Source organism: Natrinema altunense, assembly GCF_000731985.1.
Lineage (GTDB): Archaea > Halobacteriota > Halobacteria > Halobacteriales > Natrialbaceae > Natrinema > Natrinema altunense.
The window spans coordinates 105,938-118,192 of the sequence record NZ_JNCS01000003.1 but is presented as its reverse complement, the minus strand read 5'-3'; the positions used below and the strand labels follow the sequence as shown (position 1 = coordinate 118,192).

At 67.4% G+C, this 12,255-nt stretch carries 13 protein-coding genes; 4 read left to right on the top strand and 9 right to left on the bottom strand.

What is annotated here, in order from left to right:
- Nucleotides 1-11: 11 nt before the first annotated feature.
- Complete coding sequence (locus ALTAJ2_RS07490) at nt 12-1,004, bottom strand: glycosyltransferase (protein ID WP_007109236.1); 993 nt, start codon at nt 1,002-1,004, stop codon at nt 12-14.
- Nucleotides 1,005-1,166: 162 nt separating this feature from the next.
- Here ALTAJ2_RS07490 and ALTAJ2_RS07485 point away from each other — a divergent pair, with 162 nt between their 5' ends.
- Nucleotides 1,167-2,267 (top strand): DUF354 domain-containing protein, encoded by a 1,101-nt coding sequence (locus ALTAJ2_RS07485; RefSeq protein WP_007109237.1) that lies wholly within the window; start codon nt 1,167-1,169, stop codon nt 2,265-2,267.
- Nucleotides 2,268-2,375: 108 nt separating this feature from the next.
- Nucleotides 2,376-2,582, top strand: coding sequence for a hypothetical protein (locus ALTAJ2_RS07480; protein ID WP_007109238.1), 207 nt, complete (start codon nt 2,376-2,378; stop codon nt 2,580-2,582).
- A 100-nt stretch (nt 2,583-2,682) separates the two neighbouring features.
- On the opposite strand, the gene ALTAJ2_RS07475 is transcribed toward ALTAJ2_RS07480, so the two are convergent.
- Genes ALTAJ2_RS07475 through ALTAJ2_RS07455 form a run of 5 tightly spaced genes read right to left on the bottom strand, consistent with a single transcriptional unit; the run spans nt 2,683 to nt 8,077 of the window.
- Nucleotides 2,683-3,762 carry a glycosyltransferase family 2 protein gene (locus ALTAJ2_RS07475; protein WP_007109239.1) on the bottom strand — a complete coding sequence of 360 codons (1,080 nt, stop codon included), beginning with the start codon at nt 3,760-3,762 and terminating at the stop codon, nt 2,683-2,685.
- Nucleotides 3,755-5,245 carry a nucleotide sugar dehydrogenase gene (locus tag ALTAJ2_RS07470; RefSeq protein ID WP_007109240.1) on the bottom strand — a complete coding sequence of 497 codons (1,491 nt, stop codon included), beginning with the start codon at nt 5,243-5,245 and terminating at the stop codon, nt 3,755-3,757. The genes ALTAJ2_RS07475 and ALTAJ2_RS07470 overlap by 8 nt, the downstream gene beginning before the upstream one ends.
- Nucleotides 5,245-6,270: a Gfo/Idh/MocA family protein gene (locus tag ALTAJ2_RS07465; protein WP_007109241.1), complete on the bottom strand. Its 1,026-nt coding sequence runs from the start codon at nt 6,268-6,270 to the stop codon at nt 5,245-5,247. Before ALTAJ2_RS07465 ends, ALTAJ2_RS07470 begins: the two co-directional genes overlap by 1 nt.
- The gene (locus ALTAJ2_RS07460; RefSeq protein ID WP_007109242.1) at nt 6,267-7,490 is read right to left on the bottom strand and encodes a DegT/DnrJ/EryC1/StrS family aminotransferase; all 1,224 of its coding nucleotides are present in this window, start codon (nt 7,488-7,490) and stop codon (nt 6,267-6,269) included. The genes ALTAJ2_RS07465 and ALTAJ2_RS07460 overlap by 4 nt, the downstream gene beginning before the upstream one ends.
- Nucleotides 7,487-8,077, bottom strand: coding sequence for an acyltransferase (locus tag ALTAJ2_RS07455; protein WP_007109243.1), 591 nt, complete (start codon nt 8,075-8,077; stop codon nt 7,487-7,489). The genes ALTAJ2_RS07460 and ALTAJ2_RS07455 overlap by 4 nt, the downstream gene beginning before the upstream one ends.
- A gap of 470 nt (nt 8,078-8,547) precedes the next feature.
- On the opposite strand from ALTAJ2_RS07455, the gene ALTAJ2_RS07450 reads away from it, so the two are divergent.
- Nucleotides 8,548-9,084 (top strand): DUF7344 domain-containing protein, encoded by a 537-nt coding sequence (locus ALTAJ2_RS07450; RefSeq protein ID WP_007109244.1) that lies wholly within the window; start codon nt 8,548-8,550, stop codon nt 9,082-9,084.
- Between the two features lie 215 nt (nt 9,085-9,299).
- Here the strand turns inward: ALTAJ2_RS07450 and ALTAJ2_RS07440 are convergent, their stop codons facing one another.
- The 3 genes from ALTAJ2_RS07440 to ALTAJ2_RS07425 all read right to left on the bottom strand — a co-directional run bounded on the left by ALTAJ2_RS07440 (nt 9,300) and on the right by ALTAJ2_RS07425 (nt 11,312).
- Nucleotides 9,300-10,481: a DUF1616 domain-containing protein gene (locus tag ALTAJ2_RS07440; RefSeq protein ID WP_007109245.1), complete on the bottom strand. Its 1,182-nt coding sequence runs from the start codon at nt 10,479-10,481 to the stop codon at nt 9,300-9,302.
- Nucleotides 10,482-10,757 carry a PadR family transcriptional regulator gene (locus tag ALTAJ2_RS07430; protein ID WP_006184458.1) on the bottom strand — a complete coding sequence of 92 codons (276 nt, stop codon included), beginning with the start codon at nt 10,755-10,757 and terminating at the stop codon, nt 10,482-10,484. It abuts the gene before it with no gap.
- Nucleotides 10,758-10,979: 222 nt separating this feature from the next.
- Entirely contained in the window at nt 10,980-11,312 is a 333-nt protein-coding gene (locus ALTAJ2_RS07425; RefSeq protein ID WP_007109246.1) for a winged helix-turn-helix domain-containing protein, read from the bottom strand.
- 603 nt (nt 11,313-11,915) lie between these two features.
- On the opposite strand from ALTAJ2_RS07425, the gene ALTAJ2_RS19640 reads away from it, so the two are divergent.
- Complete coding sequence (locus ALTAJ2_RS19640; RefSeq protein WP_007109247.1) at nt 11,916-12,077, top strand: DUF7563 family protein; 162 nt, start codon at nt 11,916-11,918, stop codon at nt 12,075-12,077.
- Nucleotides 12,078-12,255 lie beyond the last annotated feature (178 nt).

Sequence of the window (12,255 nt, the reverse complement as noted above, 5' to 3'; positions counted from 1 at the left end):
CGTTCGACCACTCACTCGAGTCGGCCCGCGGCTCCCTCCGCGTGCCGCGTCTCGCCGCCGGCCTCGGGCTCGCTCGTCGTGCCGGCGACCCGCTCGTAGACCGCGAGCAGTCGGTCCGCGGTCCGGTCGATGCTCACCTCGCGGGCGGCCTCGCGGCCGTTCGATCGCTCCCCGCGCTCGAGGACGTCGAGCAACCCGCGAATCAGTTCCTCGTCGCTTGTGGCGACGTGCGAGGGGGCGACGCCGGCCAGTCGTTCCCGAACGTCGCCCACGTCGAGGGCGACCACGGGAAGGTTGCAGGCTAGGGCCTCCTTGACCGAGTTCGGCGACCCCTCGCTGTCGGAGGTCAACAGGAGCGCGTCGGCGGCGTTCATGTAGTCCGAAACGGCGTCGTGGTCGACGCCGTAGACAGTTCGGAGTCGCACCGGTCGCTCGAGGAGGTTGTCGACGACGGTCACGACGCGCTCTGCGCGAGGATAATTTTTCACCCCGCGTGCGGGCGAGTACGGAAACAATACTTCATAAGCGTCCGCGTTGTCGTCCCAGCCGACCCGTTTTTTCGCTCGGTCCTGTGGTTCCGGCCGGAACTTCTCGAGGTCGACCCCGTCGGGGATCACCGTACACTCGCGGCCCAGTGCGGTGCGCATCCCTTCGGACATGACGACGACCGCGTCACAGAACGGCGCGGAGAGCCGGCTGACGGGGGCGGCCGGACCGTGCACGTCCGATCCCCACAGCGAGAGGACGACCGGCTGCCGGAGCTGTGCGAGCGCCATCGGTGCCGTCAGCCCGTAGTGGGCGTGGATCAGATCGTAGCCGTTTCGGGCTGCTCGGATGACCCGCGGTACGGTCCGCACGTAATCCGTCGGCGACCGATCGGTGTCGGCGTCGACCTCGCCGGCCACCGATATCGTGGTCCCGGAAACGCCCCGCTCCTCGAGCGCCGCCAACTGCTGAGTCATGAAGGGAGCGTCGGCGTTCGTGGTGAGCGTGAGGACGTGCATCTCGGTGGCCGGCTCGACGCAGCGGGGCCGCTTTGTTATCCGTACAGGCACGCGAGTTTTCTTCACGTACAACTAGACGAGCCGTCCGTATTCGGTGACTTCGGACCGACTCCCCCCGTAGCGATGCTATTACAAAGGGTCGAGGCCCGGTAGTCGGCGTCGATGCGGATCCTCGTCTTGGCCAATACGCCCGCACACGTGCACCTGTACCGACACGCCGTCGACCGCCTCGAGCGGGCGGGACACGACGTGCTCGTGCTTACTCGGGAGTACGCCTGTACGACCGATCTACTCGACTATTTCGACATGCCCTATCGAGTGTACGGCGACCACGAAACCGAGGGCTACTCACGGGTAGGGTTCGCCCGCGAACTGGGTGGCCAGTTCCTGACGATCGGAACCGAGGCGGTCCGGTTCGATCCCGACGTCGTCTTCGGTCGAGGCCCCTACGCCGCCTTCGCCGGCACTGTCTCGCGGACGCCGGTCGTCCTCGTTCTCGACGACGAACCCGGCGACTTCAACCACACCGTGTCACGACCGTTCGCCGACTGTATCATCTCCCCGGCCGTGACGCGGCGCGATCTCGGCGACGTCCACTATACCTTCGACGGCTTCAAGGAGTGTGCGTATCTCCACCCCGACGTTTTCGAGGCGAACGACGACGTTCGCGAATATCTCGACGTCGACCCGGACGAACCGTACGTCATCGTCCGGTTCAACGCTCTCGACGCGCTCCACGACGCCGATCTCGAGGGGTTCCGTCCCGAGCAGCGACGGGACCTGATCGAGCGACTGAGCGAGGCGGCGACCGTCTTCGTCTCCGACGAGGGCGACGAGATGGCCCTCCGAGACCTCCCCGCACGGTCCTACGACCTCCACCCCGCGTTGATCCACGACGCCATGGCCGAGGCCTCGCTGCTGGTCTCCGACACCGGAACGATGGTCAACGAAGCCGCCCTGCTCGGAACGCCCGCCTTCCGCTACCGCGGGACCGACGACCACGAGTACGGCGAGTTCCGGGAACTCGAGCGCGCTGGCCTGGCCGAACAGTTCGACGAGTACGACGCGGTCCGGAACCGCTCCCTGGAGATCCTCGCTGACGACGGTGCGAACGACCGCTGGCGAGCGCGGCGACGCGAGTACGCGGCCGACCTCGTCAACCTCACCGAGTTGCTCGTCGACGTGGCGCAGTCCCGCGGGGAACTGAATCGACTCGACCGGTCGACCAAGCGCGTTCTGCAGCCTCGTTCGCGGTCGATGTGAGATCTCTCGGCTCCCCTGCCCCTATCCTTCACGAACGATCGTGTCCTACTCCAGCACACAAAACACTTTTATTCATATCCGGAAAAGAGCCGATAAGCCCCCTGTTCTATGAGTCTCTCCACACTCCTCGATCACCTGTTCTCCGGGACGGGGTCCGCGACTGACTCCCCTGAAACCCCCCGCGAGAACGGCGACGACGCCCCGTCGGTCACGGTCGTCCACGAGTGCCGCGACTGCGGAACGAACGTCTCGGCCGGAACGACCCGCTGTCCCGCCTGTGAGGGCGAGGACATCGTGACGTATTCGATCGAGTAGCTGCCGGCCGGTTTCGTGGTCGGCCCGCGGGTCTCGCCTCGATCGAGCCGACCACGAGCGCGCTCGCGTGCCCCGTCGAAAGTCGCGTCGTCCGGCGCGGTTACCTCGAGCCGTCCCGTGCCGGCGTTCGCCCGTCTCGCTCCCGCTCCCGGTTCGCCATCGCCCGCTCGGGACACGGGCGCTCGAGGTCCGCGTTCGCCTCGGCGTCGAGTCGGATGGCGGTACCGAGCGCGAGGAGTCCGAGTAGCGCGGCGATAGTCGCGACGATCGCCCCCGTAACGCCGTCCTCGCCTCGAGCCGCCTGAACGGCCGAGCCGACGAGCCCCGTCAGGCCGCCCGCCAGGCCGATCGTGCCGGCACCGTAGTAGACGACGGCCGGATTGAACGACCGGATCACGTACCGGTTCGCGAGCCGCCAGCAGAAGCTCCGGAGTAAGAGGAGGGAGACGAACCGCACGAACGACACGTACTCGATGCTGCTCTCCTCGTCGCCGTAGACGGCCGACATGGGGACGTCCGCGACGCGGAAGCCGGCCACGTTGAGGTGGGTCAACAGGTGATTGAGGAAGCCGTACTGGTCGGTGATCGCCTCGAGATCGAGGTCCTCGATCGCCGTCCGCGAGATGGCGGTGTAGCCGTTCTGGGGGTCGCCGATCGACCAGTAGCCCGAGGCGAACTTCGAGAGGCCGGTGAGCATGGCGTTGCCGACGAAGCGAAACGTCGACATGCCGTCGCGATCCTCGGGACGGAGCAGCCGGTTGCCCTTGGCGTACTCGACCTCGCCGGTGACGACTGGGTCGACGATCCGATCGAGAATGGCGGGGTCCATCTGCCCGTCGCCGTTCATCACGGCGACGACGTCCATCCCGTCCTCGGCGGCGCGGCGGTAGCCCGTCTTGACCGCCGCGCCGTACCCGCGGTTCTCCCCGTGACGGATCGGGACGACGCGCCGGTCGTCGCCGCCGTCGGCCACCGCGAGGTCCGGCAGTGGTTCGCCCTCGGCTTCCTCGTTGACCCGCTCGGCGACCCGCCTGATGACCGCCCAACTGTCGTCTGGCGATCGGTCGTCGACGGCGTAGATCCGGTCGACGAAGTCGGGCACCGTCTCGATGACGCGGCCGACGAACGACGCCTCGTCGTAGGCCGTGACGACGACGCCGATCCGGTGCCCCTTATACATCGTTCTCTCCGCCCGGCGTCGCCCTCGACGCTCCGCGGTGGCTCCCCGAGTCGCCGCGCGCTCCCCTCGGCGGCCGTCCGTCGCTCGAGCCAGCCAGGTCGTACTCCCGATGGGCCGTCTCCGAGAGATCGACCGCGTCCCGGCCGTCGACGACCGCCATCGGCTCGAGCGCGGCCCAGTCGATCCGATCGAACGCCGCGTGGGGCGTGACGATCACGGCGGCGTCGAACGACTCCGTGGCCAGCCCGTCGATCGCGACCGGTCGCGCGCCGTAGTCGGCCGGATCGACGAGCGGGTCGACGCCGGCGACGTCCGCACCGCGTTCGCTGAGGACGTCGATGAACTCCAGCGCGGGCGAGGCGCGGGTCTCCTCGACACCGGGGCGGTACGTGAGCCCGAGGACGACGACCGACGCGTCCGCGAGGGCGGTCCCGGCCCGCTCGAGTTCCCGCTCGAGGCGGTCGACGACGACCGACGGCATCTCGTCGTTGACGCGGCGAGCAGTCCCAGTCACGGCCAGCGGCTCGTCGGTTCGGCCGAGCAGGAAGTGCGGATAGTACGGGATGCAGTGGCCGCCGACGCCCGGCCCGGGGTCGTGTAACTGACACATGGGCAAGTCGTTCGCCGTGTCGATCGCCTCGCGAACGGAGATCCCGAGTTCGTCCGCGAGCCGGCCGAGTTCGTTCGCCAGGCCGACGTTTACGTCGCGGTAGAGTCCTTCGAACACTTTGACCGCTTCCGCCGTCGTCGCGTCCGAAACCGGGTGGACATCGTTGTCCGAGAGTTCGTCGTAGACGATCGCCGCGGCGCGCGTACTCTCCGCGTCGACGCCGCCGACGACCTTGGGGTATTGGCCGCGGATGTCCCGCAGCGCCGTTCCCGAGGACGTGCGTTCCGGACAGAACGCGAGTCCGAAGTCGTCGGGCGCGAGCCCGCTCTCGCTCGCGAGGTGGGGCCGGAGGACGTCGCGGCAGGTCCCCGGCGGCAGCGTCGACTCGGCGATCACCAGGTCCCCGGGGGCGAGTCCGGCGGCGATATCGTCGGCGACGGACTCGACGGTCGTCAGATCCGGTTCGTTCTCGTCGTCCAGCAGCGTCGGGACGATGACGACGTGAATCCGCGCCGCGGCGGCCGCCGCCTCGCCGTCGGTCGTCGCCTCGAGCCGGCCGGCGTCGACCTGGGCGGCGACGAGGTCGTCGAGACCGGGTTCGCCGACGACGTGGCTCCCGCCGTCGGCGATCGTTTCGACGACCGCGGGGTCGACATCGACACCGGTCACGTTGCCCGTCGTCTCGGCGTACACCGCCGCGAGCGGGAGCCCCATCTTGCCGAGCCCGTAGACGGCGACCGGCACCTCGCCGCTGGTCACCCGGTCGCGCTGTCGCTCCGGCGGGTGACTCGAGTCGTAGAGCCCGCCGGTCGTCCGCCCGCCGAGACTCCCGGCTCGGCGCGTCGTCTCACCGTCGACCGAACGCTCCGCCATCAGACTTCCACCTCACGTTCTTTCGGCGGGGCGTCGTCCGTCCCTTCCGACGGTCCCGTCGCGAGCCGGTCGATCAGCTTGACCGTCTCGAGGGCCGCGATCCCGTCTTCGGCGGTCACCGCCGGCGTCGACCCGGTGCGAACGGCTTCGACGAACGACTCGAGTTCGTTGCGAAGCGGTTCGCCGCTGTCGATGCGGGGTCGCTCGACGACGCTCTCGTGGCGGTAGCGGGGCTGGCCGTCGTCCGCGACGTACTCGGGGTAGGAATCGCGGTGGATCAACACCGACTGCTCGAGGTAGTCGACCTCGACGAGACACTCGCGGGCGGTGACGGTGAGCGTTCGGACCTTCTTCTGCGTGAGACGGCTCGCCGTCACCGTCGCGATGACGTCGTCGTACTCGATAGTCGCGGTGGCGTACTGTCCGTTGTCGGTCCCCATCGCCGCCAGCGAGTGTGGTTTGTCGTCGAGCAGCGAGCCGACGATATCGACGTCGTGGACCATCAGGTCGAAGACCACGTTGCCCGGGGCCGTCCGATCGATCGGTGGCCCGAGGCGTTCGGCCTCGACGCTGATCACGTCCAGATCGTCGATCAGTTCCGCGACCGTCTGTACCGCCGGGTTGAACCGTTCGATGTGGCCGACCTGGAGGACCAACCCCGCCTCGCGGGCCTGCTCGGCCAGTGCGTGGCCCTGCTCGACGGTCTCCGCGATCGGCTTCTCGACCAACACGTGGACGCCCGCCTCGAGACAGGTCGAAACCGTCTCGTAATGAGCGGGTGTCGGGACGGCGACCGTCACGACGTCACAACGGTCACACAGCGTCTCGAGCGCGAGCGCGTCGGTCCCGTACCGCGTTGCGATTCCCGCGGCGACTTCGTCGTCGCGGTCGGTGACGCCGACGAGTTCGACGCCGGCGAGTTCGCCGTAGACGCGCGCGTGGTTTTCGCCCATGGAGCCGACGCCGACGACGCCGGCCCGGATCGGTTCCTCCCTCGTCGCGTTCGCTCGGTGGTCCGTACTCATTGGGTGGTGAAGTGATCGCGTACTGCTTCGACGACGGTCCGTCGGTCGCGCTCGGTCAGCCCGGGATGAACGGGCAGGGACAGGACATCGGCGGCGGCCCGTTCCGCCTGCGGTAACGACGCGGCGGCCGTGCTGACCGTTTCGTAGGCCGGCTGGCGGTGGATCGGCGTCTCGTAGTAGACGCCGGTCTGGACCTCCCGCTCGCTGAGGGTCGACTCGAGGGCGTCCCGCTCGTCGGTGCGAACCGTATATTGGTGGTAGACGTGCCGGGCGTTCGCCGGTTCCGTCGGCGTCTCGAGGGGGAGGTCGGCGAGCCGGTCGTCGTAGTAAGCCGCGTGTTCGCGCCTGGCGCGGTTACACGCCGGGAGGCGCTCGAGTTGGGTGCGACCGATCGCCGCCGCTACGCTCGTCAGCCGGTAGTTGTGGCCGAGGGCGACGTGTTCGTAGCCGCCGGTTCCGTCCGTTTCCCGACCGTGGTTGACGTAACTCGCCGCCCGTGCGGCGATGTCGTCGCGGTCGGTGACGATCATTCCACCCTCGCCGGTGGTCATGTTCTTCGTCGGGTAAAACGAGAAACACGCGGCGTCGCCGAACTCGCCGACGCGCCGGCCGTCGATCTTCGCCCCGTGGGCCTGACAGGCATCCTCGACGACGAACAGGTCGTGTGCATCGGCCAGCTCGCACAGCGCCGGCATGTCGGCGGGGAGCCCGTAGAGATGCACGGGAAGGAGCCCGACGATATCGTTCCGCTCGCCGAGGACGCGTTCCACGTCGGTCGGGTCCAGGGTGTACGTTTCGGGATCGATATCGGCGAACACGGGCGTCCCCCCCGCCAGTCGAATCGCGTTCGCGCTCGCCACGAAGGAAAACGGCGAGGTGATCACCGCGTCGCCCGCTTCGAGCCCGATCGCCTCGAGCGCCGCGTGGAGGGCGGTCGTTCCGTTGGCGGTCGCGACCGCGTCGGCCGTCCCGCAGTAGCTCGCGAATTCCTCCTCGAAGGCCCTGACTTCGGGGCCGTCGGCGAGTCGTCCCGCTTCGAGGATCGACGCGACGCGCTCGATAGCGTCGTCGCTGAGTTCGGGCTCGGCGATCGGAACCGGCGTCGACGTGCCGTCGCGGTCGAGTTCGGGCTCGGCGTCGACCGCTTCGGCCCCCGCGCCGGCGCTGGTGGCCGCCTCGACGCTCGCGTCGCCCTCGGGAGTGGGGTCGGTGTCGGTCATGCGAGCTGATTGGTCCCCTCGAGCGGCTCCGGTAGTTCCCGAACGCTCGCCGGCGTCCCGACGGCCAGGCTCGCTGCCGGCACGTCCGCCGTGACGACGGCCCCGGCCGCGACGAATGCGTTCTCGCCGATCGTCACGCCCGGCAATACCGTCGCGTTCGCGCCGATCGATGCGCCGTCCTCGATCGTCGGTCCCTCGAGCCCGTCGTCGGTCCGGACGGGGTACTCGTCGTTGGTCAGCACGGCTCCCGGGCCGACGAAGACGTTGTCGCCGATCGTCGTCTCGGTCGGAACGTAGACGTTCGTCTGCAGGCTGACGTGTGAGCCGATCGTCGTCCGTCCGTCGATGACCGTCTTGGTCCCGACGAGCACGTCGTCGCCGATCGTCGTCCCTTCGCGAATCAGGACGTCGTGGCCCGTCGCGAACTCGTCGCCGATCGTCACGTCGCCGTAGACGATCGAGCCAGTCCTGACCGTCGCCCCGTCGCCGATCCGGGTCGGCTCGTCGAACTCGCCGTAGCCGACCGTCGCTCCGTCGTCGATCGTACAGCCGTCCCCACGGACGACGTCGCGTACTGCCTCGCTCATCGCCGCTCCCCTCCGTCCGAACGGGGGTCGCCCCGGTCGTCGCTCGAGCGAACGCGACGGTGGCGCAGCACCGCGTCCGTTCGGCCCGCTACTCGAGATCGTGGTCGGTCGTGTATGCCTGTCATAGTGAATCGATACCCGCGTGGGCAATCGTGCTCAAACAGCCGGTAACGAGGCTTTGTTATCCCCGGCCTGCAGGCCTCGTAGCCCCGAACTACAGTGTCGACGAGACGGCCAACCGACGGTCGCCGGACCTCGGCTCCGTGGGGCCGCGACCGGCCGCTCGAATCGGCGTCGATCCGCGAACCGTCGAGTAAAGCGTCAGTCACGGCCGCTAACTGGTACAATTCCATTTCGGGCGGGTAGCAGAGCGATAGTAAAGTGGGACAGTCTGGCATCGTGTGCTGTGAGGAATCCGACTCCACCCGTCAGACGGGACCGGGAGCCGATCCGATACGAGGAGGGCACACATGGCTGACAGCGAACTCACGCAAGCGAAACTGTTCGACGTGTTCAGCAATGCGCGCAGACGCCGAACGGTCCAGTACCTGAAACGACAGGGCGGAACCTGCGATCTCGCACCGCTCGTCGAGCAGGTGGCTGCCTGGGAGAACGACGCCGACCCCGACGACGTGACCCGCACGCAGCGCCGGCGGGTCTACATCTCGCTGTACCAGACCCACCTGCCGATGCTCGAGGATCACGGCATCGTCGACTGGGACCCGGACGGCCACGAGATCGAACTCCTGCCGAGCGAGGACCGTTTCGAACCCTACCTCGACCGGCATCTCGAGGACCGGCGGCCGTGGCACCGGCTCTACGCAGCCGTCGCGACGGTCGGCCTCGTCGCGTTCGCGCTCTCCGCGCTCGCGATCGGCCCGCTGACGACGGCCGTCGCACCGGTCGTCGCACTGGCAGTCTGTGTCGTCGTCCTCGGGCTTTCGGCAGCGCAGTACGTCTCGCGTCGCCCGGGACTCGATCTTCCGATCGGGCGTCCGAGCCGCTAACCATCGTCAGTGTCCGCTCTCCACGCGGTAGCCGTCGCCCTCTCGTCGCCGGGACGATACCGCCGTCGCCGCCCGTCGCGACCCTTTTCCCGTCGAGCCGCTGTTCCCGCCCTCGAGCCGGGATCCGGCGACCGGATCATCACTCCCTCGAGTCGGGAGCCGGTTCCGGTGGGACGATCGCGGCTCCGCCACGGCTGTCAGTCCCGAAACGCGGTTCACTCCCCGGTCACCGTTACCCAGAAGTGAGTCTCCTCGGCGGCGTTCCCGTTCGTCGGCGTCGCTGGCGGATCGCCCTCGTAGAGCAAGACACTGATTCGAACCGTTTCGCCCGCCGCTGCCGTCGGCGTTATCGTCCGCTCCCCGGACCCCGTCGCCCCGTCCGAGACGGTCGCGTCGATCCGGCGTAGCTCCGTCCGGTCGACGACCGTCCCGTCCTCGAGGGTCTGTTCCTGAACGACGGCCGTGTAGTCCCGCTCGGCTCCCTCCTGGTTCTCGATGGCGATCGTCAGCGGAATCGACTCGCCGGGCTCGATCTCGTCGGGGAGCACGCCGGCGACGACTTCGCCGTCCTCGTCCTCGCTGTAGAGCGCGAGTTCGGTGAAGCCGCCCGCCGCCACGGGCAGCAGGAACGCGACGAGCAACGCGCTGACCGCCGTCCCGATCGCCAGCACGAGCAGTATCGACGACGCCGCCGTGGTCGTCCCCTCGCCGCCGAGCGTACCGAGGCTCGAGAGCGGTGACACGGTAAACCGATCGTCGTCCGGCACCCGAAGCCGCCGGACGACGCCGAGCTGTGCGACGGCGACCGTTCCGAACCCGAGAGCTGCGGCGATCGACGTCGTCGTCAGTCCGAGTCCGAGGAGCGGCAGTAGCAAGACGACCAGGGGCACGACCGCAAGCGAGAGGACGAACGCCAGCCCCACGCGTTCGGTCCCGTCGATCCCACGTGGCCGGCGCTCGGCTGCCGCCGCCTCGTGCGCCTCCCGCTTGTCGGCCGGAAAGAGGACCGAGACGAGCGCATAGCCCGGGAGAAACAGGGCGAGCGGACCGGTTACGAACAGCCGGAGGAAACTCTCGATCGCCACCGCCGTCACGAGCAGATACGCGACGACCGCACCGATCGAGACGGCCGCGAGGTCGACGGGATAGCGACGAACGACGTCGAACCGAGTCCAGGGACTCGTTTCGTGGCTCATCGGCGATCCACCGGCCGCTGGTCGGCGTTCGATCTCCGCACGGACAATACGCGTGACATTCTCGTCGGATCGAACCACTTTCCGGTTCTTTGTTATGGCCGCGCTACCGAGAGCAATCGGCTGCTGCTCGGATCGGGGTCGAACGACGAGCAGGGCGCTCCGTCGGGCCGGCGCTGGACCGCTTCGATCGCACTCGAGCACCTAGAAGTCGACGTACTGTGATTCCCACTCTCGGCGCTCCTGAATCCGCTGTCGGCCGGATTCGGTGATCGCGTAGTAGTTCGTTCGTCTGTCGAGTTGTCCCTTCTCGACCAACTCCTTGTTGACGAGCGTGTCCAGGTTCGGATACAGCCGCCCGTGATTGATCTCCGAACTGTAGTACTTCTCGACTTCGTCTTTAACGGTCTGGCCCGACGGTCGGTCAGCACCTGCGATCACGTACAACAGATCACGCTGGAAGCCGGTCAGATCGTGCATTGCTCAATCACACTGACCGTTCTACTGAGTAGATATTTGTTATCCGTATCATACAGGCGTCACCGCTCGGATTTAAGCGGGCTTACTCGAGCGAAAGTACTCGTTCGACGACCGGTCGCGCCGTGTCGTCCGTCGGATCGCCGCCGCACCCGAGCGGCGCTGTGGCGCGATCGACCGGCGTACGTGTACGGGTCGACCGACGTTCCCACGATCCGTCGCGGATTACTCGTCGGCGTCCGACACCGCAACATCGATCCCGTCGGCGTCGATCCGGACGCGGAGGACATCGACGGTCGCCTCGTAGGCGGTCGTATGTGAGCCGTCGTCGTCGAACCGGACGCACTCCGCAATGAGGTCGCTCTCGAGGAGATTGTTGATTCGTCGGTAGACGGTCGCCGAGGAGCTATCCGTTCGTTTGGTCAGTTCTTTCGCCGTCTTCGGGCCTTCGCTCGTCGCCATGAGGATCGTTCGGGCACAGTCGTCCCCGAGGACGTCGAGCTGGGCCGCGTGGTCGGCGGTCGACTCCGATCGCGTGTTGCTCGCTTGCGTTGACATAGTCGTGGTCACCCGTCCAGGACGGGCAGGGTCCGTTCGCTCTGCGCGAGAGGTGACGATACGAGACGGGCGGCCGTTGGGCCACCACCGTCGGGGATTCCACCATTACATTCCGGCACGAAAATCGGTAAGCGATAGTGGTATTTTATAACGATGTACCTTATCCCCTGCCGCCATTCGGCTACACGACGTAAGATCGTATTTCGACCCGGAAACTGCGGCTTTCGACCCGTACCCCGACGGGTCAATCCCCCGTTTGAGAGCCGACTGCCGCCCAACACGGCTGAACTGGGATTGATACGACTTGTCGATCGATTTCGCGAACGTGTGTTTCGAGCGGTCTGAGCCCGCCTACCGGACATAATGAGGTGCTTTCTCGGTTCTCAAGCCTGCGCTCGGGGTGAACGGTCTGTGTCCTTTATTCGCGTTTGCTCCCCTTGATCCGATGATGCCCGGACGGGTATCACGACGGATCGGCGGCAGCGCGGCCGCCGGGACCACGGGCGGCACGGATCGGTCCCGACCGGCAGCGCGGTCGAGCGCGACCCGTCCGAGTACACACCCCCACAACCCATGAACTCCACACAACACGACTGGAAGCCCATGGAATCGTCGACAGCCGGTGCCCGCTGTCGAAACTGCGGGACGCACGTCACACAGCAGTTCGCTCGCGTCTTCGGTGACAACGGCGACATCGTCCACGGCTGTCCGTCCTGTACGACGTATCGGGAGATGCAGTCCGGCGGGCATCTCCCGGGTGACTGACCACCGCCATCGGCCGGTTTGGGTCCGCCGTTTCGATACCGATTGACAACCGCCTTTTCATTCATCTCACCGCCCCAGTACCAGGGCCGCTGGTCGCGAGTCCCCACGCTCCTCTCCCGTTCCAGCGATGACCGTCCCCGGTCGCGGGACCGGCACCGCTCTCGAGCGGTTGCCGTCG

Coding starts and splice junctions, on each gene's coding strand:
- ALTAJ2_RS07485 (WP_007109237.1), top strand. CDS start 1,167: ATGCGGATCCTCGTCTTGGCCAATACGCCCGCACACGTGCACCTGTAC.
- ALTAJ2_RS07425 (WP_007109246.1), bottom strand. CDS start 11,312: ATGTCAACGCAAGCGAGCAACACGCGATCGGAGTCGACCGCCGACCAC.
- ALTAJ2_RS07470 (WP_007109240.1), bottom strand. CDS start 5,245: ATGGCGGAGCGTTCGGTCGACGGTGAGACGACGCGCCGAGCCGGGAGT.
- ALTAJ2_RS07480 (WP_007109238.1), top strand. CDS start 2,376: ATGAGTCTCTCCACACTCCTCGATCACCTGTTCTCCGGGACGGGGTCC.
- ALTAJ2_RS07455 (WP_007109243.1), bottom strand. CDS start 8,077: ATGAGCGAGGCAGTACGCGACGTCGTCCGTGGGGACGGCTGTACGATC.
- ALTAJ2_RS07460 (WP_007109242.1), bottom strand. CDS start 7,490: ATGACCGACACCGACCCCACTCCCGAGGGCGACGCGAGCGTCGAGGCG.
- ALTAJ2_RS07450 (WP_007109244.1), top strand. CDS start 8,548: ATGGCTGACAGCGAACTCACGCAAGCGAAACTGTTCGACGTGTTCAGC.
- ALTAJ2_RS07475 (WP_007109239.1), bottom strand. CDS start 3,762: ATGTATAAGGGGCACCGGATCGGCGTCGTCGTCACGGCCTACGACGAG.
- ALTAJ2_RS07465 (WP_007109241.1), bottom strand. CDS start 6,270: ATGAGTACGGACCACCGAGCGAACGCGACGAGGGAGGAACCGATCCGG.
- ALTAJ2_RS07490 (WP_007109236.1), bottom strand. CDS start 1,004: ATGCACGTCCTCACGCTCACCACGAACGCCGACGCTCCCTTCATGACT.
- ALTAJ2_RS19640 (WP_007109247.1), top strand. CDS start 11,916: ATGGAATCGTCGACAGCCGGTGCCCGCTGTCGAAACTGCGGGACGCAC.
- ALTAJ2_RS07430 (WP_006184458.1), bottom strand. CDS start 10,757: ATGCACGATCTGACCGGCTTCCAGCGTGATCTGTTGTACGTGATCGCA.